Raw genomic sequence first — 20,977 nt, 5'->3', positions numbered from 1 at the left:
CCGCTCTGCGGTCTGCGCGGTCATCGACGTGGCGATGTATCCGGGCGCCACCGCGTTCACCCTGATGCCGAACGGACCGAGTTCGATCGCGGCGGTCGCGGTCAAGCCCTGGATCCCCGCCTTCGCCGCGGCGTAGTTCGCCTGGCCGCGGTTGCCCAGAGCGGAGCGGCTGGAGAGGTTCACGATGGCTCCCGTCTTGCCGGGTGTCATCCTGCGCTGGGCCGCCTGGATGCCGTGGAAGGCGGAGGTGAGGTTCGTGCTCAGCACGAAGTCCCAGTCGGCCGGATCCATGCGGAACAGCAGATCGTCGCGTGTCGCTCCGGCGTTGTTGACGAACACGTCAAGGCGGCCTTCCTGGTCGACGAAGGCATCGACGGCTCGTTCGACCTGCGCGGGGTCGGTCATGTCCGCACCGAGCCCGATCGCGAATCCCCCGGCCGCCCTGACCGGTGCCGTGCGGGTGATCGCGGCTGCCGCATCGACGGCCGCGTGACGGTCGAGGTCGACGATCGCCACGCGAGCCCCCTCCGAGGCGAGACGGAGGGCGCTCGCGCGACCGATCCCTCGGGCGGCGCCCGTGATCATCGCGGTTCTTCCGATGAAGCGCATCGAGATTCTGCTTTCTGTGCGGGTCGTGCTCTGGCAGGGAGGGGGCTGACTTCAGCGGAACGCCGACATCCCGGTGATCTCGCGACCGATGATCAGGGATTGCACGGTATCGGTGCCCTCGTACGTGTAGACGACCTCCATGTCCGTGAGGTGGCGCGCGACGTGGTTCTCGAGCAGGAGGCCGTTACCGCCCAGGATGTCGCGCGCCTCCGAGCAGACCCAGCGACCGCGCTCGGCCGTGAACATCTTGGCGATCGAGGCCATCGGACCGGTGAGGGAACCCTGCTCCTGGAGCTCGGCGAGGCGGAAGCACATGAGCTGCATCGCCGTGATCTCGGCGAGCATCTTCGCGAGTCGTTGCTGCACGATCTGGTGCGCTCCGAGCGGCTTTCCGAACTGGACCCGAGTGCGGGCGTATTCCACCGCGATCTCGTACGACGCCATCGCGTGCCCTGTGGCCTCCCACGAGGCGCCCGACCTGGTGCGCGCCAGCACGGCACTGGCGTCGCGGAACGAGGTCGAACGGGCGAGCAGGTTCGCCGCGGGGACACGCACGTCGTCCAACACGATGTCGGGCTGCAGGATGGCGCGCTTGCCGATCTTGCCGGTGATCACCTCGGTTCGATAGCCCGCGGGATGGCGTCCGTCGGCCCCCTTCTCGATGATGAACGCCTTGACCTTGTCGTCGGCGGTGTCCCGCGCCCAGAGCACCACGACGTCGGCGATGTGACCGTTTCCGATCCATCGCTTGGCTCCGGCGAGAACGTACTCGTCGCCGACCCTGGTCGCGCTGGTCTCCAGAGCGACGGAGTCCGAGCCGTGGTCGGGTTCGGTCAGGGCGAACGCGCCGATCTTCTCGAGGCGGGCCATAGGAGGAAGCCAGCGCTCCTTCTGCTCCGTCGACCCGAGCAGGTCGATCGTGCCCATCGCGAGTCCGGACTGCACGCCGAGGAACGTGTTGATGCTGCCGTCTCCGCGGGACATCTCCAAAGCGACGAGACCGGCGGCGAGCGGGCTGAGGCCTGGGCAGCCGTGACCGCGGATGGCCGTGCCGATGACCCCGAGTCCCGCGAGATCTGGAACGAGCTCGAAGGGGAACTCCGCACGTTCCCAGTACTGGTTGATCAGGGGGAGGACCCGGTCGTCCACGAAGCGCCGGACACGCTCGACGACCTCGCGCTCACGATCGTCGAGGCGGTCGTACAGGCGTAGGGGGTCGGTCGTCGACCGGGCTGCGGTGAGTAGAGACATGTCGTCGTCCTTCAGAGCTTGCATTCCGATGCTTTCGGTGTAATCCTTACACTAAATACCCGTAACCCCCGCATTCGGCACAAACGTGCACGGACCTGCAGATTTCGATGAGGATTCGCATGCCCACGACCTTCGCTGTCGACGACCTGGACCATGCGGTGGGCTCCCCGCTCGGCGTGAGTCCCTGGCGCACGGTCGATCAGGAGCGCATCGCCCGTTTCGCGCTCGCCACCGACGACGACCAGTGGATACACACCGACCCGGTGCGCGCCGCGCAGGGTCCGTTCGGCTCGGCGGTCGCCCACGGCCTGCTCACGCTGTCTCTCCTGCCCGCCATGGCCGCCGAGGTGTACACCGTGACCGGAGCAGCCGGTCGCGTCAACTACGGCTACGAGCGCGTCCGTTTCCCCGCCCCCGTCCGCGCGGGGGAGCCGCGTGCGCGACCGCATCGTCCTCGATGCCGTCGACCATCTGCCCGGAGCGGTGCGCCTGCGAGCGACGCACACGGTCGAGATCGACGGGGGCAGCGCCCGGCCTGCGTCGCGCAGTCGATCACCCAGTTCGTCCTCGATGCCGCATGAACGCCAACCCGCTCGCCGATGAGCGACCAGGTCCCCCTCCAGGGCGTCGTCGTCGCCGACCTGTCGCGCATTCTGGCGGGGCCCTACTGCACCATGCTCCTGGCCGACATGGGCGCCACCGTCATCAAGATCGAGAGCCCGGACGGAGACGACACCCGTCGCTTCGCCCCGCCGGTGCACGAGGATGTGGCGACCTACTTCCAGTCGGCCAATCGCAACAAGCGCTCCCTCGTGCTCGACTTCGCCCAGGCCGATGACCTGGCCACCGCCAAGGCCGTCATCGCACGCGCCGATGTGGTCGTGGAGAACTTCAAGGCGGGCGGACTGCGCCGCTTCGGACTCGACTACGAATCGCTCGCCCCCGACCGGCCCGAACTCGTCTACGCCTCGATCACCGGATTCGGCACCGGTGACGGCGCGCACCTCGCCGGATACGACCTGATGGTCCAGGCGCTGAGCGGCTTCATGGACACGACCGGTGCGCAGCACGGTGAGCCCTTCCGCGGCGGATTCGCCCTGTTCGACGTCCTCACCGGACTCCACACCGCCCTGGGGATCCTCGCCGCACTCCGACACCGAGAGCGCAGCGGGACCGGACAGCTCGTCGAGACCAATCTGCTTTCTGCCGCACTGTCGTCGATGGTGAATCAGACACAGGCCTTCGCGGCAGCCGGCGTCGTCCCGCGACGCATGGGCAACCAGCATCCGAGTCTCTATCCCTACGAGCCGTTCCCGACCGCCGACCTGCCTCTCGTGATCGCCGTCGGCAACGACGCGCAGTTCGCGCGGCTGTGCGTCGCTGTGGGCCGGAGCGACCTCGTCCTCGACCCGAGGTTCGCGGCACCCGCTCTGCGCAACGAACACCGCGATGCTCTGCGCCCCGAGATCGTCGCCGCGCTCGCCGACCGGGGCGCCGCCGAGTGGTTCGACCTGCTGACGTCGGTCGGAGTCCCCAGCGCGCCCATCCAGACCATCGAAGACGGCATCCGCTTCGCCGAACGGATCGGGCTCGAGCCGATCGCTCTCGCGGGCAGGACCCTGCCGATCGTGCGCAACCCGCTCACGTTCTCGCAGACTCCCGTCGATTACCCCATCGCCCCGCCCGCGCTAGGAGAGGGCGGGCAGGAACTGCTCGACCGGATGTCCGCACCCGCGAAGAAGAGGAACCCATGAACACGTCCGCATACGACACCGTCGACGCGCTGCTGGATCTCGAGGGGAGGATCAGTTCCGAGGACAGGGCGTGGGGCGAGCGCGCGGCGGCCGTCGCGGCCGAGGTCGTCCGCCCGACGATCGACGCCGACTTCGAGGAGGCGCGATTCCGGTCGGAGATCATCCCGGCCTTCGCGGACGCCGGCCTGCTGGGCATGCACCTCGATGCGCCGGGGTGCGCGGGCGCGAGTCCGACCGCCTATGGTCTCGCCTGCGCCGCGATCGAAGCGGCCGACAGCGGATGGCGCACGCTCGTCTCAGTGCAGGGGTCGCTGGCGATGACGGCGATCGATCGGTTCGGCTCCGAGAGGCAGCGCGAGACCCTGCTGCCGGAGATGGCCGCCGGCCGCCTGCTCGGCTGCTTCGCGCTGACCGAGCCGCAGGGCGGCAGCGATCCCGGCGCCATGACGACCGTGGCCGTGCGTGACGGCGCCGACTGGGTGATCTCCGGCGTGAAGCGCTGGATCGGTCTGGCCTCGGTGGCGGACATCGCGATCGTCTGGGCGAAGACCGCCGAGGGCATCCGCGGCTTCGTCGTCCCGACGGACGCCGTGGGCTTCACGGCCACGCCGATCCTCCTCAAGCACGCGATGCGCGCCTCGATCCAGTGCGATGTCAGTCTCGACGCCGTGCGGGTCCCCTCCGACGCGGTCCTGGAGCGCTCACAGGGGCTCCGGTCTCCGCTCACCTGCTTGAACGAAGCGCGTTTCGGCATCGCCTGGGGAGTCATGGGTGTCGCCAGGGAATGCCTCGCTCTGAGCGTGGAGTACGCCGGTCGCCGACAGTCCTTCGGCACGGAGCTCGCCGGGAAGCAGCTCGTGCAGGCGCGCTTGGCCGAGATGATGCTCGCCTACCAGGGCGGAATGCTCACCGCGATCCACCTCGCCGAGCGGAAGGCGGCCGGACGCATGCAGCCTGCGCAGGTGAGCATCGCGAAGCTCGGCAACGTCCGGGCGGCGATCGCGGTCGCCCGGTCGGCACGCGAACTGCTCGGGGGAGACGGCGTCACGGCCGAGTACCCGGTGATGCGGCACATGGCGAACCTCGAAGCCGTGCGGACCTACGAGGGCACGGACGACATCCATGCTCTTTCGATCGGGCGGGCGCTCACCGGCGTCGCCGCCTTCTAGGAGTCGACATGACAGACATCGCGGATCGAACCAAGCTCGCCCTGCGTGCCGCCCAGCTCTACTACCTGCGTGACCTGAAGATGAAGGCGATCGCCGACTCCCTGAACATGAGCCGGTCGTCGGTCTCGCGTCTACTGTCATACGCCCGCGACACCGGGCTCGTCGACATCCGCATCAAGCAGCCCATCGACGGCATCTCCCGGTTGCAGCACGAGATCCGCATGCGCGACGGGGTGACGGCGTACATCATCCCCGCATCCACGGGGATGAGCGCGCGAGAGCGCGGCACGCAGGTCGCGCGCCATGCGGGGCGCATCCTCTCGGCGATGATCGAGTCCTCGACCGTGATCGGCGTCGCGTGGGGCAACACCATGGCCGGAGTGAGCCGACACCTCGTCGGCCGGCCGCTGACCGACGTCACCGTGGTGCAGCTGAACGGCGCCGCCTACGGCGAGAACTTCGGGCTCGGATACGTGGGCGACATCCTGGAGCGTTTCGCCGAGGCGTACAACGCGCACGTCGAGCCGCTCCCGGTGCCCGCGTTCTTCGACGATCCGCAGACGAAGACGGTGCTCTGGCGCGAGCGCAGCATCGCCCGGATCCTGGCGCTGCAGCAGCGCATCGACGTCGCCGTCTTCGGGGTGGGCGACCCGCATTCGGAGATCCCGGGTCACGTGTACCGCAACGGATACCTCAGCCCCTCCGATCACGAAGAACTCGCGGCCGCCGACGTCGTGGGCGACGTGGCCACCGTCTTCCTGCGCGGCGACGGCACGCACGCGGGCATCCGGCTCAACGAGCGCTCCAGCGGCCCCGACCTCGACACCCTCAGACGCGCGCCGCGTCGTGTCTGCATCGTGAGCGATCCCGGCCGGATCCCTGCCCTGCGGGGAGCTCTCGCCGCCGGACTCGTGACCGACCTCATCATCGACGAACACACCGCCAGAGGGATCGCCAGCACGTATGTGCAGGGCGCTTGACCTTTCGAATCGCTCGCCGCGAGCATGACCAAGCCCTGTGACCACACCCACAGGTACCGCCTCCCGAAGGCGGCACCCGAGAGAAAGAGAATGCAATGATGCAACGACGCAGGATGCGTTCGCGCCGGTCGATCACCCTCGCCGGCGGGGCGATCGCCCTCACCACCGTCCTCCTCGCCGGCTGCGCCGGCGGTGGCGGTGCGGAGACTCCGAGCACGGACGGCGGCGGGCTCGGCACCGCTGACGAGAAGATCGATCTCAAGATCCTCGTCAACGACGCCTACGCCAGCCAATGGCAGGAGCAGCTGATCCCGGAGTTCGCGAAGGACTACCCGAACATCGACATCACGATCGACGGGGTCCCGTACAACGACCAGCTCGCGAAGACGATGCTCGAACTCACGAACACGGACGCGACGTACGACATCGTCATGGCCGACGACAACTGGACTCCGCAGCTCGCCTCGACCGGCGGGCTCATGGACCTGCGGGGCGACGTGCTCGAGCAGTGGACGGCCGATGACTACGACTGGGACGACTTCTACCCGGCCGCCCTCGCCGCCGGAGAGTTCGACGGCACGCAGTACGCCGTGCCCGCCCGGTCGAACATCCTCATGATGCTGGTCAACAAGTCTCTCTACGAGTCGGCCGGTGTGCCCCTTCCGACACCGGACCTGACCTGGGACGAGTACCTGGAGCAGGCGCCCGACCTCGTGCAGGACCTCGACGGCGACGGCAAGGACGACGCCTGGGCGGTCGGCACCTACTTCGTCCGTGACGGGCTGACCCCCACCATCTGGCAGACGATCATGAACTCCGACGGGGGCCAGATCCTCAACGACGACAACACCGCGGGCGACCTCGGAGACGACGCCGTCGAGGCGCTCGAGATCCACCAGAAGCTGCTCGACGTCGCGCCCCCAGGGGCCGTCAGCTGGCAGTTCAACGAACCGCTCGAAGCGTTCCGGCAGGGGCGCCTCGCGACGCTCTTCACCTGGGGTTCGGTCTACCGCGGTTCGGCGGTCGACCCGGCCACGACCACGCTGACTCCCGACCAGGTCGGAATCCAGACTCTGCCGGCAGGGAGCGAGGGCCCCGGTGCGCACCGTGGCGTGTGGTCGATGGGCGTGAATTCGAAGACCGACGTTCCCGAGGCGGCCTGGACGTTCGTGCAGTGGCTGACCTCGAAGAAGGGCGAGCAGTGGCAGACCAACACGCTCGGTGTCTTCCCGGCACGCGCCAGCACGCTCGAGACGACGCCGGAGCAGGAATGGTTGTCGCCGGTGTACGAGGCGCTCGAGGTCGCATGGCCCGCTATCGAGGCCGGGCAGATGTGGCGGCCGCACATCGTCGAGTCCGACGCCGTGCAGCAGGTGCTGGCCACGGAGACAGGTGAGTTCATCCCCGGCAACATCACGGCGGAAGATGCCGTGAAGCGGATGAATGACGGCATCGACGACCTCCTCGAGTAAGACGGAAGACGACTGGTGATGAGAACTCCCCGACGACGCATGACCAAGTACGGTCTCATCGATCTGGCGAACAGGTGGACCTTCATCCTCCCCGCCGTGGTCCTGATGGCGGCTCTGCTCGGTTACCCCATCCTGTACACCTTGCAGATCAGCTTCACGGAGCTGGATCTCGCCACCTTCACTCCGAAGGAGTGGGTGGGGTGGGAGCACTACGTCGAGGCGTTCACCGACGAGAAGTTCCACAACTCACTGGTGGTGACGGGCATCTACCTCGTGTTCGCCCTCCCCATCCAGATGGTGTTGGGATTCGGCATCGCCTTCCTCGTCAACGCCGAGTGGAGAGGGCGCGGCCTCATCCGCGCCCTCTTCCTCGTGCCCCTCGCCGTCGCCCCGGTGGTGGCGGGTGGCGTGTGGAAGATGCTCCTCGATCCGCTCTGGGGTGTCTTCAACTGGGTGGGCGGGCTGTTCGGCCTTCCCGCGGTCGACTGGCTGGGCGACCCGACCATGGCGATGGCGACGGTGATCATCATCGACACGTGGCGCTGGACCCCGTTCATCATCCTGGTGGCGTCGGCCGCGTTGCTCACGCTCCCCGGCGACGTGCTCGAGGCGGCTTCCGTCGACGGTGCGAACTGGTGGCACAAGCTGTGGCACGTCTCGCTGCCGCTGCTGGCGCCGATCATCGCCGCGACATTCGTCGTCCGGTGGCTCGGGGCGATGAAGATGTTCGACATCGCCCTCGTGGCGACCCGCGGCGGACCGGGTCAGGCGACCAACGTGGTGAACCTGTACATCTACGAGCAGGCCTTCCGCTCGCTGCACTTCGGTGAGTCCGCCGCGATGGCCGTGATCGTCCTCGTCATCACCATGATCCTGATGTTCGTGTTCCTGCGTGGAACCCGCAAGCTGGAGGAGAAGTTTTGAACTCGTCGACCATCGCCCCCGCGGACACAGCAGACACCGCGACCGCCATCGGTGCGATCCGACCCGAGCGGGCCCGTCGGTCGCGGCGCCGGCTCGGCCATCGGGTCCGCATCACCGCGGGCATCGTGATCTGCGTGCTGTTCCTGCTGCCGGTGATCTGGATGATCCTGACATCGTTCAAACTCCCGCGCGACATCTTCACCACGCCGCCGACGCTGTTCACAGAACCCACGCTCGACAACTACATAAACCTCTCGAACTACGACATCCCTCGGCGGATGCTGAACACGGTGATCGTGTCGCTCGGCGCTGGCCTGCTCGCCGTCTTCGTCGGATCCATGGCGGGATACGGCATCGCGCGGATGAAGATCGCCGGCGGGGGGATGATCGGCGCACTGATCCTCGCCACCCGAGGCGTGCCGCCGATCGCGCTCGCGGTTCCGCTGTTCCTCGTGGCGCGCAATCTGGGGATGACGGACCAGCACCTCACCCTCATCCTGGCCTACTCGACCTTCCTCATCCCGTACGTCATGTGGCTGATGCGGTCGTTCTTCCTCGCCATCCCGAAGGAGCTCGAGGAGTCGGCCATGATCGACGGCACGTCGCGGCTGGGGGCCTACTTCCGCATCATCCTTCCGATCCTCACCCCTGCCCTGGTGTCCTCGCTGATCTTCAGCGTGATGATGGCCTACGAGGAACTGCTCTTCGCGCTCGTGCTCACCAACCGCAACGCCTCGACGATCCCGGTGGCCATTCAGGGCATGGCCGTCGACACGGAGAGCGGGGGGATGTGGGGGCTGCTCACCGCGGCAGGCACCGTGACCGTGATCCCTGTGGTGATCTTCACCCTGCTGCTGCAGAAGTATCTGATCAAGGGCCTGGCCGACGGCGCGACGAAGGGCTGACATCGTGACGGTGTTCGATCGACATGTTCCGAAGTCCGAGCGCGAGCACACCGGGCCCCGGGTGGATCTGTGCCTGCCGAACGGTCGGCTCGACCCGGCCGCCGTGAGCTGGTCGCGGCTGCCGCATCTGCGTGCCAACCTGCGGTGGTGGGGACGGCGCAAGCGCTTCGAGTACTGGGCGATATCGACCCCTGAACTGGTGTTCGCCTTCAGCTTCTCGCACGCCGACTACCGGGGAGGACTCGCGATCTACGTGCTCGACCTCGTCACGGGGGTCGAGGTGAACGATGGCGAGGCCGTGTGGTTCCCCCGGACGGTGGACCTGCCGGAGACCAGCGGCGATGCGGCGATGAGTCGACGCAGCGCCCGCTCCTCCGTGTCGATCACCCCGAACGCGGAGGGCACGCTCCTCGAGGTGCAGGGTGTGCGGGTCAGCGCTCGCATCCAGGTCATCGAGGAGGACGGTCATGAGTCGATGGGTGTGGTCGTTCCGTGGACCCCGCGCCGATTCCAGTACACCCGCAAGGACAACTGCCTGCACGCCGAAGGCTGGGTGGAGGTCGACGGCGTGCGACGACCGATCGCCGCGACCGAGTCGTGGGCGGCGCTCGACCATGGACGCGGCAAGTGGCCGGCGAAGGTCGTCTGGAACTGGGGGAGCGGTGCCGGCGTCACCGACGGCCACGAGATCGGCATCCAACTCGGGGCGAAGTGGACCGACGGGTCTCCGTCGACCGAGAACGCGCTGCGCGTCGACGGCGTGATCGAGAAGCTCAGCCACGACGTCGAATGGTCGTACGACACCGAGGACTTCATGAAGCCGTGGACGTTCCGCGGACCGCAGGTCGACCTCACCTTCACGCCCGCGCACCATCGCCACTCGCTGACCAGGAAGCTGCTCTTCATGAGCCGGGAGGACCAGAGCTTCGGACGCTGGGACGGCGAGATCCGGTCCTCCTCCGGAAAGGCATACCGAGTCGAGAACGTGTTCGGGTGGGCGGAAGAGGTCCAGCGCCGCTGGTGAGCGCCCTGAGCCCCACGCGTCCGGTGCGTCTCAGCTCCAGGCCGATGCCCTGATCACCGGTCGGCCGAGGTTCCCGCGATCCGCGACGATGCGTTCGAACGCTTCGAGGTGCCGATCCATCGCCCGTGCCGCACCCTCGCCGTCGCGGTCGAGGATCCGCTGGACGATCTTGGCGTGCGCGGCCTTCGCGAAGACGAGATCATGATCGTCGAGACCTTCGTCTGGCGTGTGCCAGCCCGCGATCGACACGACGATCTTCTGCGCGACGCGGAAGAACTCGTTGCCGGTGCATTCGGCGATCAGGTCGTGGAAGTCGATGACCTCCGACAGGGGATGAGGTTCATCGGCGATAGCCTTCCGCAGACGTTCCCGCTGTTCGTCCGTGGCGTTCGCTGCGGCGAGACGTGCGCATTCCCGCTCGATCAGGCGGCGGAAAGCGAAGGTGTCGCCGAGGGTCGCCTCGCTCATGGCGAGGTGCACGGCGATCGTGCGCACGGTCGACTGCAGGTCGAGCTGCCCGACCCGAAGTCCGCCCCCGGGGCCGCGGCGGGAGACGATGAGCCCCTCGGTCTCGAGCAGTCGCAGCGCTTCGCGCACCGTGGCCTTGCTGAGACCCGAGCTCTCGATGATCTCGGCTTCCGAGGGGAAGGGGGTTCCGGCCTCGAGCTTCCCGCGCACGATCGACGTGCGCAGCTCGTTCGCCAGGATGCTGCTCGCCTTCGGCACGGTCGTTCGCGGCGGGGCGTTCTCCATCCCAGCCCCGTTCCGGAGGCCCGTCACGACAGCTCCGCCGGGAACCCGGTGACGACACTCTTGGGATGCAGGTAATGCTCGATGCCCTCGGTGCCGTTCTCGGCGCCGAGCCCGCTCAGGCCGACACCGGAGAACGGCGCCACGGCTGTGCTGACCAGGAAACTGTTGATCCCGAGCATGCCGGCGCGCACCCGATCGCTGAGCAGGCGTGCACGATCGAGGGATGTCGTGAAGATGTATCCCGCGAGGCCGTAGTCGGTGGAGTTCGCGCGGGCGACGGCGTCGTCAAGATCGTCGTACTCGATGACGAGGGCGACCGGACCGAACGGCTCTTCAGTGAGGATCCGTGCGCCCGCAGGGATGTCGTGCAGCACGGTGGGTTCGTAGAAGTGGCCGCCGAGTGCGTGCGCGACAGAGCGTGCGCCGGCAGTGGCGACGGCTCCCTGCGCGACGGCGTCGTCGACGAGTGCAGCGAAATCATCGTGTCGGCGACGGCTGCACAGGGGCCCGACGTCGACGGCGTCCGCGGTGCCATCGCCCAGGGTGAGCTCGCGGGCGACTTCGGTGAACACCGACAGGAACTCGTCGTGGATGCTGCTCGGCACGAGGAACCGCGTCGGGGAGATGCACACCTGACCCGCATTGCGGAACTTCGTCAGGGCGCACAGCCGGGCGACTGCGGCGACGTCGACGTCGTCGCAGATGATGACCGGACCGTGTCCGCCGAGCTCGAGGGAGATGGCGGCCATGTTCCTCGCGGCGAGTCCCATGAGGTGCTGCCCGACACGTACCGAGCCGGTGAGCGACACCTTGCGGATCGTCGGAGAGGAGATGAGGTGCTCGCTGATCGCCGCGGGGTCGCCCGTGACAGCGGCGACGACTCCCGCCGGCACCCCGCGTCCTGGATGGCGCGGACCATCGCCAGGCACGCGGACGGGGCTTCCTCGGCCGGCTTGAGGATGATCGGGCACCCTGCGGCGAGGGCAGGAGCGAGCTTGCGGGCGGCGAGCATGACCGGGAAGTTCCAGGGGGTGAAGGCGGCGACGGGGCCGATCGGCTCCTTGCGCACCTCGATGCGGGTGCCGGCGGTCGTGCCCTCGACGATGCGTCCGTAGATGCGTCGGGCTTCGTCGGCGTACCACTCGAACTGCTCCGCGGCGGAGCGGACCTCGGCGCGCGACTCGCGCAATGGCTTTCCCTGTTCCGCCGTGAGAAGGGCGGCGATGTGCTCGGTCCGCTCGGTGATGAGTGCGGCTGCGGCCCTCAGCAGGTCGGAGCGTTCCCACGCCGGAGTGCGCGCCCACGGCTCGCGCGCCCGCTCGGCCGCTGCGAGCGCATCGTCGAGGTCCTTCGCCGTCGCGACCGGGACAGTCGCCACGATGGAGAGGTCAGCGGGGTTCTCGACGTCGAGCGTCCCGCCGTCGGAGGCTGCGCGCCAGACGCCGTCGATCAGAATCGACTCGGATCGGATGGGGTTCATCGCAACTCTCCTTCGGCGTATCCTCCCATTCAGCCACAGAGACGCCCGAAATCGTTGTACGGCGGCGTGCACGTGTGTGCAAGAAGTGCGCAGGAGCTCGGCTCCGGAGCGACGGATTCCTAGGATTGCAGAGACGCCCGGCCGGGGGTCATCGAGTGCCGTCGCGGCGAATTCATGACGTACCGATGAGCTGTTTACTGACCTTTCCAGCTCATGACCGGCCGGGCGTCTTCTCATCGCGACCCTATCGCGGCGACCCGCGCGAGGACGAGTGCCGCTGCTCGTGTGCGACATTGGGACGGATGAACGCCTCCTCCGCTCCCGTACCGCGCCGTACGCTCCTCGTCGGTTCCGGCAAGCTCGCCGCTCGTCTCGCCCCGCGCCTGATCGACTCGGGCGGCGAGGTGTTCGCGCTGCGTCGGAGCGAGGGACCGCTGCCCGAGGGCGTGTCCGGCATCCGGGCGGATCTGTCGCTCCCGCCGATCCCGCCCCTGCCGACCGTCGACGCGATGGTGATCACCCTGCCGCCGAGCGGTGAGGTCACCGGCTACCGCACGGCTCTGACGCATCTCGCGGCGGCCCTGGCGAGAGTCCCCGCACGCACGGTGTTCGTCTCGTCCACCGGGGTGTTCGACGGAGCGGGGTCGAAGCATCCGCTCACCGAGCGCGACGAGCCTGCGCCGACCACCGATCGCTCCCGCGGCCTCCGTGACGGCGAGCGTGCCGCGATCGAGCTGTTCGACGCGGTCGTGGTGCGACCCGCGGGCATCTACGGCCCTGGCCGCGACTTCCTCGTCCGGCGGGTGCGCGAGGGTGCGGCCGTGGATCATGCGCGACGTACGAACCGGATCCACGAGACCGACCTGGTGCGTGTGCTCGACGTGCTGCTGCGGATGGATGCTCCTCCGCGCCTCGTGCACGCGGTCGACGAGGACCCAGCGCCGCTGGGTGAGGTGGTGCGGTTCATCGCCGCGCGGATGGGGTGGACGTGCCGCCCGCGCTCGACTCCGACGGTCCGACCGGGTTCGTCTACGACGGGGCGCTGCTTCACTCGCTGCTCGGCACGCTCGAGTATCCGACCTATGAGGCGGGATACGCGGAGATGATCGACGTGCGGCCCCGCCCTGACGGCCACGGGTAGCCTGGCGTCATGCCGACCACGAACGCACGCACGGCCGTCGAGGTCGTCGACTGGCGCCGTCGCGTCTTCGCCCTGTACGACGCGGTGCGTCTGGCCGAGTCTCCGGAGGAGGCGCACGAGCTGTGGCGGATCGAGCGCGACGACCTGATGCTGCGGCATCCGGCGACGCCGTTGCTGTCGGCGGATCGGGCGCTGTTCGAGGGGCTGCCGATCGCGCCATACGACCCGGCGTGGCGGTTCGAGCTGCCGATTCTCCCGGCCGAGCCCGGTGGCTTCGAGTTCGCGACCGGCACCGATGGCGTCGTGCCGTTCGAACGGGTCGGCCGCGTCGACGTCCCGGATGCCGGGTCGCTCGACGTGTGGCGCCTGATGTCGTACGGCGGCGGGCTGTTCATCCCGGTGCGCGACGGGCTCGCAGGGCGCCCCGGCGGCACCTACGGCGGCGGCCGCTACCTGGTCGACACGATCAAGGGCGCCGATCTGGGATCGGATGCGGTGCGCGGCACGATCGTGCTCGACTTCAACTTCGCCTATAACCCGTCCTGCGCCTACGATCCCGCGTGGGCCTGTCCGCTCGCGCAGCCCGGCAACGTGCTGGACGTGCCGGTGCCGGTGGGCGAGCTGTACGCGGCTGGTGCGCACGGCTGACGCCGAAACACGGGGCTGCGCCGTCGGGGTGACGATGTGGAGGGGCTGACGGGAATCGAACCCGCGCTGTCTGCTTGGGAAGCAGAAGTTCTACCATTGAACTACAGCCCCGAACCCGCCCGAGAGCAGGTGAAGGCAAGCCTACCTGCCGCACGGGCGTGAGCCAAAGCGCGATCGGCGTCGCGCGTCGATCAGTGCGTGTACGGGCGGTGCTTCTCGATCTCGTCGGAGAGCTCGACGCCGAAGCCCGGCGTCTCCGGGACGGTGAGACGTCCGTTCACGGGCACCGGCTCGCCGACGAGCATCGGCGAGAACATCGGCACGACTTCTTCCGCGGTGGGGTGCATCATCAGGAACTCCGCGAACGGGCTGTTGGTCCGCGTCACCACGAAGTGATACGAGTACACCGACGAGCCGTGGGGGACGACCATGGTGCCGTGCGCATCGGCCAGGGTTGAGATCTTGATCAGCTCCGTGATGCCACCGCACCAGCCCACGTCGGGCTGGATCAGGTCGACCCCGGTCTCGAGCAGCTGGCGGAAGCCCCACCGCGTCGCCTCGTGCTCGCCCGTCGTGATGAGCATCGACGAGGGGGCGCGCTTGCGCAGTTCGGCGTATCCCCAGTAGTCGTCGGGGATGAGCGCCTCTTCGAGCCACTTGAGCCCGTAGTCGGCGGCGGCGTGCGCGAGCCTCGTGGCGTAGTCGACGTCGAGCGACATCCAGCAGTCGTACATGAGCCAGAAGTCGTCTCCGACCTTCTCGCGCATGTCGGCGAGCAGCTCGATGTTCTTGCGGAGCCCCTCCTCGCCTTCGGCCGGACCGTGATGCAGCGGCATCTTGCCGCCGATGAAACCCAGTTCCTTCGCGCGGTCGGGGCGTGCGCCGGTCGCGTAGAACTGCAGCTCGTCACGGACGGGGCCGCCCAGCAGCTCGAACACCGGGACCTGACGGATACGGCCGAGAAGGTCGTACAGGGCCAGGTCGACACCGCTGATGGCGTTGAGCACCACGCCGCGCCGACCGTAGTAGAGGGTCGACTTGTACATCTGATCCCAGATGCGCTCGATGTCGGTGACGGCGCGACCCTCGAGGAATCGGGCGAGGTGCCTCTCGACGATGAATGCGCCGATCTCGCCGGCGGTCGTGACCGAGAAGCCGACGGTGCCGTCGCTGGCCTCGATCTCGACCACGAGGGTGCCGAGCACGTTGACGCCGAAGCTCTGCCGCGACTGCCGGTATTCGGGGTAGACGCTCATCGGCGTCGCGATGTGGTCGTCGATCCAGTGCTCCGCGCCCTGGTCGTGGTAGTCGGCGCCGCCACCGCGCACGGTGTAGGCGCGGACTTCGCGGATGGTCGGGGTGCCGGTCATCGGGTCTGTTCCTCTCGGTCGAACCGGACAAGGACCTTGCCCGGTGTGCCGTCGCCCGCCGCGAGGGCGGAGAAGGCGGAGTCTGCATCGATCACATCGATCTCGCGGCTGATCAGCGCGCGGTACACGTCGGGTTCGGCGCCGATGATCTCGGTCGCGTCGGTGAAGTCCTCGGAACCATAGGTGAAGCTGCCGATGAGCGACCGCTCCTCGGTGCTCACCAGGAACGCATCCAGCGCCACCTGCGGCGCCCCCATGCCGACGAGGCAGATCGGTGCGCCGAGCACGGTGCTGGTGAGGGCGTCGCGGAGCGTCGGGGTGATCCCGACCGCGTCGAGCGCCGCGTCGGCGAGGCCGCCGCGTTCACGGAGCTGCTCGGCCACGGGACCTGCTGCGGGATCGATGGTCTCGGCGCCGAGGCGCTGCACGAGCTCGCGCCGCGCGGCATCCATCTCGCTGACGATCACGGTTCCGGCCCCCGCGTCGCGGAGAGCGATCACGATCGACTGGCCGATGGGTCCGCCGCCGATCACCAGCACGCGGCCCAGGCTCTCCTGCGGCAGCCGCCGCACGGCGTGCACGGCCACGGCGAGCGGCTCGATCAGGGCGCCGAGCTCGATCGGCAACCCGTCGGGGAGCGGCACGATGTTGCGTGCCGGCACCACGACGTAGTCGGCGAAGGCGGCGGGGATGTCGGCCGCCACCCCGATCACGTGCTTGCGGGGGTGGTGCTGTTCGCGTCCCGCATAGGCCGCGGCGTCCTCGGCCGGCACGACGACCGGGTTGAACGTCACGGGAGTCCCGACCGCGAGCCCGCCCCCACCCGAGCCGATGGCAGCGATCGTGCCGCTCGACTCGTGCCCCATCACCTGGCCGGGGAAGCGTCGACCGTTCTCTCCCGTGTAGCCGTGCACGTCGGATCCGCAGATCCCGGTGGCGGCCACCCGGATGAGCACCTCGTCGGGCCCGGGGACGGTGTCGGTGCGTCGCGGACGTCAAGGCGTCCGATCTCGGTGAGGACGAGCTCGCGCATGGGCGGTCTCCTTGGTTCTGCTGACCGGGTCAGCGCTGGCGGGCGGGGATGGTCGTGTCGAGTCCGACGCCGTCGGTCTCGCGGACCGCGGGGCTGACGACCCGGCTGAGGGCGATGAGCACGGCGCCGAGCAGGGCGATCGCGGCGAGGACGACGAGACCGGCGCTGTCGCCGAACGTGGTGTCGGCCCAGTTCTTCAGGATCGGCGCGAGGAACCCGCCCAGGCTGCCGAGCGAGTTGATGAGGGCGATGCCGCTCGCTGCCGCCGCTCCGAGCAGGAACGACGTCGGCAGGGTCCAGAACACGGGCTGCACGGAGATGAAGCCGGCGGCGCCGATGCTGAGGGCGGCGAGCGCGATGATCGGATCCTGGATGACGGCCGACAGGACGATGCCCACGCCGGCCGCCGCGAGGGCGCAGGTCGCGATCAGGCGCCGCTGACCGGTGCTGTCGGCGAGGCGGGAGAGCACGAACGTGACGATGAGGGCGAACGTCCACGGCACGGCGGTGAGCAGACCCACCTCGAGTCCGACGGGCTTGCCGACGATCGTGGCGATCTGGGTGGGCAGATAGAAGGTCACGCCGTAGACGCTCATCTGGATCGTGAGGTAGATCGCGGCGAAGTACAGCACGATCGGATTGCCGAGCGCACGCAGGGCTCCGCGCGGCGAGTGGTTCTCCTTGGCGCTGTCCTCGGCCTCCAGTGCGCCGAGCAGCGTCGAGCGCTCACCGTCGCTCAGCCACTTCGCATCCTTCGGCCCGTTGTCGAGGTAGAAGAACGCGACGATGCCGACGAGGACCGTGAGGATGCCGGTCACGAGGAACATGAGCTGCCAGCCGTGGATGCCGACCTTGCCGTCGAGGTCGAGCAGCATGCCGGAGAGCGGGCCGCCGAAGATGAAGGCGAGCGGAGCGCCGAAGTAGAAGAGGCCGTTGACGCGGGCGCGGAACTTCAGGGGGATCCAGTAGGTGAGGAACAGGATCACGCCGGGGAAGAAGCCGGCTTCGGTGATGCCCAGCAGCACGCGCAGGACGTAGAAGATCCACTCGTTGGTCGCGAAGACCATGAGCGCGGAGACGATGCCCCACGAGACCATGATGCGGGCGAGCCAGATCTTCGCACCGACCTTGCGCATGATGAGGTTCGACGGCACCTCGAAGAGCGCGTAGCCGAGGAAGAAGATCCCGGCTCCGAGCGCATAGGCGGCATCCGAGATGCCGGTGTCGGCCTGCCAGGCGACCTTCGCGAAGCCGAGGTTGGCGCGGTCCAGGAACGCGAGGATGTACATGAGGAGCAGGATCGGGATCAGCCGGAGCGTGACCTTGCGGACGATCGCGGCGAGTTCGGGCCGCGTGGAGGACTGAGTGGACATCGGGGCATCTCCATTGACGAGGGGTATCCAATGCGTTCACGTATGTGAATCGACTGTCTCAGACCTGAACGCGCGATAGTGTGACACACGATCGCGTCCGGCACAATTCAGCCAACGGGGGAGACATGACAGACATCGATCAGGCGCCGAGTGCCGTGAAATCCGCCGGTCGGGCGCTCGAGATCATCGAGCACCTCGCCGAAACGGAGGCGCAGACGTTCCCCGAGCTGCTCAGTGCGCTGGGGCTTCCGCGGTCGAGTGCACACGGCCTGCTCCGAACCCTGGTCGCCGCGGGCTGGGTCGAGCTCGATCCGGTGAGCAAGCGTTATTCCCTCGGCCTCAAGGCGTGGCAGATCGGACAGCGCTACGACGGGCACCGCCTTCTGCTCGAGTCCGGCCCCGCCCTCATGCGCGCCCTCACCGACCAGACCGGGGAGACCGTGCAGATGGCGCGGCTCGACGGCGTGGAGAACGTCTACATCGCGATCAGCCCCTCCCCGAACCCGATGCGGTTGGCCTCGAACGTGGGGATGCGGCTGCATGCGCACGCCACGGGGATCGGGAAGGCGCTGCTGAGCACGCTCGACGACGACGACGCCTCTCGTCGGCTCCGTCAGGTCGCGATCCCGCGGCTGACGAGTCGGACGATCACCGATCCCGACGACATCCTCGCCGTGATCGCGAAGGGGCGCGATGTGGGCTTCTTCGTCGACGACGAGGAGTTCATCGACGGATGCCGGTGCGTCGCGATGCCGTTGACATGGCCGGACGAGACCGGGGTCGCTGCCGCGCTGAGCGTGACGATGCCGACCAGCCGCACCGACGATCGCTGGCCGCACTCGATGGTCGAGCCGCTGCGCCGCACGGTGCTGCGCATGCGCGAGGAGATGCACCTTCCGGGCATCGCGCGCGTGCATGGTGACTAGGCTGGTGCCGTGCTTCTCAGCGATCGCGACATCAGGGCAGAACTCGCATCCGGCCGCATCGGCCTCGAACCGCACGAGCAGGAGATGATCCAGCCGTCGAGCATCGATGTGCGCCTCGACCGCTATTTCCGGCTGTTCGACAACCACAAGTACCCGTTCATCGACCCGTCGGTGGATCAGCCGGAGCTCACGCGTCTGATCGAGGTCGACCCCGATGAGCCGTTCATCCTGCATCCGGGCGAGTTCGCCCTGGGGGCGACCTTCGAGCAGGTGACGCTTCCGGACGATGTCGCCGCCCGACTCGAGGGCAAGTCGTCGCTCGGCCGGCTCGGCCTGATCACGCACTCCACGGCGGGTTTCATCGACCCCGGGTTCACCGGGCACGTCACGCTCGAGCTCGCGAACGTCGCGACGCTGCCCATCAAGCTGTGGCCGGGCATGAAGATCGGGCAGCTCTGCTTCTTCCGCCTGACGTCGCCCGCCGAGAACCCCTACGGCTCCGGCCCGTACGGCAACCGCTACCAGGGGCAGCGCGGGCCGACGGCTTCGCGATCTTTCCAGAACTTCCATCGGACGGATGTCGGCGTGACCGATGTCGGAGCAGTCGGAGGCTGACATGAGCGACGGCAGCGGCAGCACCCCGGAACAACCCGCCACTCCCGAGGAGTCGACGGTCCCCGAAGAGGCGCTGATCCCGCCGGACGATGCCGTCATCCCGCCGCCTCCGCCCGAGATCCCGATTCCCGAGGGCCTGCTGACGCCGCCGTCGGCCGACATCCCTGATGCGGATGTCGTGATCCCGCCGCCTCCGGCCGACACGCTCCGCCGCTCCGACCGGGTCCGCCCGACGCCCCGCATCCTCGACGGCGAGGCCCCGGCCGCGGTCGCCGAGGACTGGGCGCAGCCGTCGGTCGCTCCGAGGTCCCGACGTCCGGGGGTTACGGCGGGTTCGTCGCCGTGATCTTCGCGTTCCTGCTGCTGCTCCTGGTCGCGGCGATCGTCCTCATCGTGGTGCTGCTGAACACGGTCGGGCTGCCCTTCGCGGGCGGAGCCGTCGTGCTCCCGTCGACTTTCGCGCTCCTGATCTGACGCCGCTTCAGGCCTGAATCCGCCTCAGCTCTTCGTCTGCCGTCGCCGGAGTGCCGCCGACGCCACGGCGACCGCGGTTCCGACGGCGACGCCGATCACGGTCTCGATCGCGCGGTCCTGCAGGAGCACGTCGACCGGTGCGGGCGCGGCGAGATGCACCATGAGCAGGGCGAGCGGGGTGATGAACACCATCGCGATGCCGTAGTTGCGGCCGACGAACAGCTCGGCCGCGGCCTGCAGCAGGACGACGAGTGCGATGACGGCGAGCGGCGGCAGATCGACCGCGAGCATTCCCGCCGCGACCAGGATGCCGAGCAGGGTGCCGACGAGGCGCTGGATGCCGCGGATCACGCGGGCGTTGAGCTGGGGTCCGCTGACCGCGGCGACCGCGCCGACCGCCGCCCAGTACCAGTGCGAATCCAGGAGCAGGAATCCCGCGAAGCCCGCCCCGACGATCGCGACGGCGACGGTTGCGGCCATCTCCCACGCGATCGGTCCCACTGGCTGCCGCGACCGGGGCGGTGCCTCCCGAGTGCCGCGTGTGAACAGGCCGATGATCGCGGTGACGGCCAGCCCGAAGATCACGCTCGCGCCGCCGACCAGGAGTACGTCGCCGAAGGAGGCTGCGGTAGCGGGGATGGTGGCGCACGCGCCGACCGCGAACACCGGGAACAGCGGCCCGGGCGGGTGCCATCTCATCGTGTACGCGAGCAGGGTGACGGCCGACGCGATGACGGCGAGCACGAGGATGCTGACGGCGGCGGGTGCGGATGCGACCGAGAGCACGGTACCGATGAGCATCGCGGCGAGCAGGACTCCGCCGGCGCTCGCCTGCATCCGGATGCGGTCGCGGAACACGTCGTGGCGCCCGTACAGTGCGGCGAAGGCGCCGAAGCTGGCGTAGATGCTCAGGTCGAGACGCCCCAGCATCCACAGCACGAGGAGAGGGACGGCGACGCTGATCGCGGCTCGGAGCGCCACGCGGTGGTCGCCCCGGTGCGGTCCGACGCGCAGGACACCCGTCCACACTCGTCCCTGGGAATCCGCCACCGATCCAGCCTACGTCCGACCGCGGC

20 protein-coding genes, 1 tRNA gene and 2 pseudogenes are annotated in these 20,977 nt (G+C 68.5%); 14 read left to right on the top strand and 9 right to left on the bottom strand.

Going from position 1 to position 20,977, the window contains the following annotated elements; translation table 11 throughout:
- Positions 1-63: 63 nt before the first annotated feature.
- Both G4G29_RS19370 and G4G29_RS19365 read right to left on the bottom strand, forming a co-directional pair.
- Positions 64-585, bottom strand: a pseudogene (locus G4G29_RS19370) (SDR family NAD(P)-dependent oxidoreductase); the annotation flags it as partial.
- 75 nt (positions 586-660) lie between these two features.
- On the bottom strand, positions 661-1,860 hold the full coding sequence (locus tag G4G29_RS19365; protein WP_183151256.1) for an acyl-CoA dehydrogenase family protein: 1,200 nt from the start codon (positions 1,858-1,860) through the stop codon (positions 661-663).
- Positions 1,861-1,979: 119 nt separating this feature from the next.
- Here G4G29_RS19365 and G4G29_RS19360 point away from each other — a divergent pair, with 119 nt between their 5' ends.
- From G4G29_RS19360 to G4G29_RS19325, 8 genes are all read left to right on the top strand, one after another.
- Complete coding sequence (locus tag G4G29_RS19360; RefSeq protein ID WP_244632219.1) at positions 1,980-2,441, top strand: MaoC family dehydratase; 462 nt, start codon at positions 1,980-1,982, stop codon at positions 2,439-2,441.
- An 18-nt stretch (positions 2,442-2,459) separates the two neighbouring features.
- The gene (locus G4G29_RS19355; RefSeq protein ID WP_183151255.1) at positions 2,460-3,614 is read left to right on the top strand and encodes a CoA transferase; all 1,155 of its coding nucleotides are present in this window, start codon (positions 2,460-2,462) and stop codon (positions 3,612-3,614) included.
- Complete coding sequence (locus G4G29_RS19350) at positions 3,611-4,783, top strand: acyl-CoA dehydrogenase family protein (RefSeq protein WP_183151254.1); 1,173 nt, start codon at positions 3,611-3,613, stop codon at positions 4,781-4,783. The genes G4G29_RS19355 and G4G29_RS19350 overlap by 4 nt, the downstream gene beginning before the upstream one ends.
- A gap of 8 nt (positions 4,784-4,791) precedes the next feature.
- The gene (locus G4G29_RS19345) at positions 4,792-5,763 is read left to right on the top strand and encodes a sugar-binding domain-containing protein (protein ID WP_183151253.1); all 972 of its coding nucleotides are present in this window, start codon (positions 4,792-4,794) and stop codon (positions 5,761-5,763) included.
- A gap of 113 nt (positions 5,764-5,876) precedes the next feature.
- Positions 5,877-7,235 carry a sugar ABC transporter substrate-binding protein gene (locus G4G29_RS19340; RefSeq protein ID WP_210274209.1) on the top strand — a complete coding sequence of 453 codons (1,359 nt, stop codon included), beginning with the start codon at positions 5,877-5,879 and terminating at the stop codon, positions 7,233-7,235.
- An 18-nt stretch (positions 7,236-7,253) separates the two neighbouring features.
- Positions 7,254-8,159: a sugar ABC transporter permease gene (locus tag G4G29_RS19335; RefSeq protein ID WP_183152904.1), complete on the top strand. Its 906-nt coding sequence runs from the start codon at positions 7,254-7,256 to the stop codon at positions 8,157-8,159.
- The gene (locus G4G29_RS19330; RefSeq protein WP_202045396.1) at positions 8,156-9,064 is read left to right on the top strand and encodes a carbohydrate ABC transporter permease; all 909 of its coding nucleotides are present in this window, start codon (positions 8,156-8,158) and stop codon (positions 9,062-9,064) included. The genes G4G29_RS19335 and G4G29_RS19330 overlap by 4 nt, the downstream gene beginning before the upstream one ends.
- Positions 9,065-9,068: 4 nt before the next feature.
- Complete coding sequence (locus G4G29_RS19325) at positions 9,069-10,088, top strand: DUF2804 domain-containing protein (protein ID WP_183151251.1); 1,020 nt, start codon at positions 9,069-9,071, stop codon at positions 10,086-10,088.
- 30 nt (positions 10,089-10,118) lie between these two features.
- On the opposite strand, the gene G4G29_RS19320 is transcribed toward G4G29_RS19325, so the two are convergent.
- Together G4G29_RS19320 and G4G29_RS23080 are read right to left on the bottom strand one after the other, a co-directional pair.
- Positions 10,119-10,841 carry an FCD domain-containing protein gene (locus tag G4G29_RS19320; protein WP_183151250.1) on the bottom strand — a complete coding sequence of 241 codons (723 nt, stop codon included), beginning with the start codon at positions 10,839-10,841 and terminating at the stop codon, positions 10,119-10,121.
- A gap of 23 nt (positions 10,842-10,864) precedes the next feature.
- Positions 10,865-12,321: pseudogene (locus G4G29_RS23080) on the bottom strand (NAD-dependent succinate-semialdehyde dehydrogenase).
- Between the two features lie 302 nt (positions 12,322-12,623).
- Here G4G29_RS23080 and G4G29_RS19310 point away from each other — a divergent pair.
- Both G4G29_RS19310 and G4G29_RS19305 read left to right on the top strand, forming a co-directional pair.
- Entirely contained in the window at positions 12,624-13,427 is an 804-nt protein-coding gene (locus G4G29_RS19310; protein ID WP_244632218.1) for a sugar nucleotide-binding protein, read from the top strand.
- Positions 13,428-13,471: 44 nt separating this feature from the next.
- The gene (locus G4G29_RS19305) at positions 13,472-14,110 is read left to right on the top strand and encodes a DUF1684 domain-containing protein (protein ID WP_183151249.1); all 639 of its coding nucleotides are present in this window, start codon (positions 13,472-13,474) and stop codon (positions 14,108-14,110) included.
- Positions 14,111-14,147: 37 nt separating this feature from the next.
- Here the strand turns inward: G4G29_RS19305 and G4G29_RS19300 are convergent.
- From G4G29_RS19300 to G4G29_RS19285, 4 genes are all read right to left on the bottom strand, one after another.
- Positions 14,148-14,221, bottom strand: a tRNA-Gly gene (locus G4G29_RS19300).
- 80 nt (positions 14,222-14,301) lie between these two features.
- A complete protein-coding gene (gene rhmD / locus G4G29_RS19295) occupies positions 14,302-15,480 on the bottom strand; it encodes an L-rhamnonate dehydratase (protein ID WP_183151248.1) in 1,179 nt (392 codons plus the stop codon).
- Entirely contained in the window at positions 15,477-16,424 is a 948-nt protein-coding gene (locus tag G4G29_RS19290; protein WP_210274208.1) for an alcohol dehydrogenase catalytic domain-containing protein, read from the bottom strand. The genes rhmD and G4G29_RS19290 overlap by 4 nt, the downstream gene beginning before the upstream one ends.
- A 118-nt stretch (positions 16,425-16,542) precedes the next feature.
- Entirely contained in the window at positions 16,543-17,886 is a 1,344-nt protein-coding gene (locus G4G29_RS19285) for an MFS transporter (RefSeq protein WP_183151247.1), read from the bottom strand.
- 125 nt (positions 17,887-18,011) lie between these two features.
- On the opposite strand from G4G29_RS19285, the gene G4G29_RS19280 reads away from it, so the two are divergent.
- Genes G4G29_RS19280 through G4G29_RS23705 form a run of 4 tightly spaced genes read left to right on the top strand, consistent with a single transcriptional unit; the run spans position 18,012 to position 19,901 of the window.
- Entirely contained in the window at positions 18,012-18,812 is an 801-nt protein-coding gene (locus G4G29_RS19280; RefSeq protein WP_183151246.1) for an IclR family transcriptional regulator, read from the top strand.
- Between the two features lie 9 nt (positions 18,813-18,821).
- Complete coding sequence (gene dcd / locus G4G29_RS19275; RefSeq protein ID WP_183151245.1) at positions 18,822-19,427, top strand: dCTP deaminase; 606 nt, start codon at positions 18,822-18,824, stop codon at positions 19,425-19,427.
- A gap of 1 nt (position 19,428) precedes the next feature.
- A complete protein-coding gene (locus G4G29_RS19270; protein WP_183151244.1) occupies positions 19,429-19,773 on the top strand; it encodes a hypothetical protein in 345 nt (114 codons plus the stop codon).
- Positions 19,770-19,901, top strand: a complete 132-nt coding sequence (locus tag G4G29_RS23705; RefSeq protein WP_258566951.1) for a hypothetical protein — start codon at positions 19,770-19,772, stop codon at positions 19,899-19,901. The genes G4G29_RS19270 and G4G29_RS23705 overlap by 4 nt, the downstream gene beginning before the upstream one ends.
- Before the next feature lie 24 nt (positions 19,902-19,925).
- Here the strand turns inward: G4G29_RS23705 and G4G29_RS19265 are convergent, their stop codons facing one another.
- Positions 19,926-20,951 carry an FUSC family protein gene (locus G4G29_RS19265; RefSeq protein ID WP_183151243.1) on the bottom strand — a complete coding sequence of 342 codons (1,026 nt, stop codon included), beginning with the start codon at positions 20,949-20,951 and terminating at the stop codon, positions 19,926-19,928.
- Between the last annotated feature and the right edge of the window lie 26 nt (positions 20,952-20,977).

Origin of the sequence: Microbacterium sp. Se63.02b (genome assembly GCF_014171575.1) — a bacterium.
Lineage (GTDB): Bacteria > Actinomycetota > Actinomycetes > Actinomycetales > Microbacteriaceae > Microbacterium.
This window is presented reverse-complemented; position numbering and strand designations above follow the sequence as displayed.

Bases quoted from the DNA above. Each gene is read 5' to 3' on its own strand.
- G4G29_RS19365 (WP_183151256.1), bottom strand. From the start codon at position 1,860: ATGTCTCTACTCACCGCAGCCCGGTCGACGACCGACCCCCTACGCCTG.
- G4G29_RS19310 (WP_244632218.1), top strand. From the start codon at position 12,624: ATGAACGCCTCCTCCGCTCCCGTACCGCGCCGTACGCTCCTCGTCGGT.
- G4G29_RS19355 (WP_183151255.1), top strand. From the start codon at position 2,460: ATGAGCGACCAGGTCCCCCTCCAGGGCGTCGTCGTCGCCGACCTGTCG.
- G4G29_RS19345 (WP_183151253.1), top strand. From the start codon at position 4,792: ATGACAGACATCGCGGATCGAACCAAGCTCGCCCTGCGTGCCGCCCAG.
- G4G29_RS19280 (WP_183151246.1), top strand. From the start codon at position 18,012: ATGACAGACATCGATCAGGCGCCGAGTGCCGTGAAATCCGCCGGTCGG.
- G4G29_RS19360 (WP_244632219.1), top strand. From the start codon at position 1,980: ATGCCCACGACCTTCGCTGTCGACGACCTGGACCATGCGGTGGGCTCC.
- G4G29_RS19285 (WP_183151247.1), bottom strand. From the start codon at position 17,886: ATGTCCACTCAGTCCTCCACGCGGCCCGAACTCGCCGCGATCGTCCGC.
- G4G29_RS19340 (WP_210274209.1), top strand. From the start codon at position 5,877: ATGCGTTCGCGCCGGTCGATCACCCTCGCCGGCGGGGCGATCGCCCTC.
- G4G29_RS19270 (WP_183151244.1), top strand. From the start codon at position 19,429: ATGAGCGACGGCAGCGGCAGCACCCCGGAACAACCCGCCACTCCCGAG.
- G4G29_RS19320 (WP_183151250.1), bottom strand. From the start codon at position 10,841: ATGGAGAACGCCCCGCCGCGAACGACCGTGCCGAAGGCGAGCAGCATC.
- rhmD (WP_183151248.1), bottom strand. From the start codon at position 15,480: ATGACCGGCACCCCGACCATCCGCGAAGTCCGCGCCTACACCGTGCGC.
- G4G29_RS19350 (WP_183151254.1), top strand. From the start codon at position 3,611: ATGAACACGTCCGCATACGACACCGTCGACGCGCTGCTGGATCTCGAG.
- G4G29_RS19305 (WP_183151249.1), top strand. From the start codon at position 13,472: ATGCCGACCACGAACGCACGCACGGCCGTCGAGGTCGTCGACTGGCGC.
- G4G29_RS19335 (WP_183152904.1), top strand. From the start codon at position 7,254: ATGAGAACTCCCCGACGACGCATGACCAAGTACGGTCTCATCGATCTG.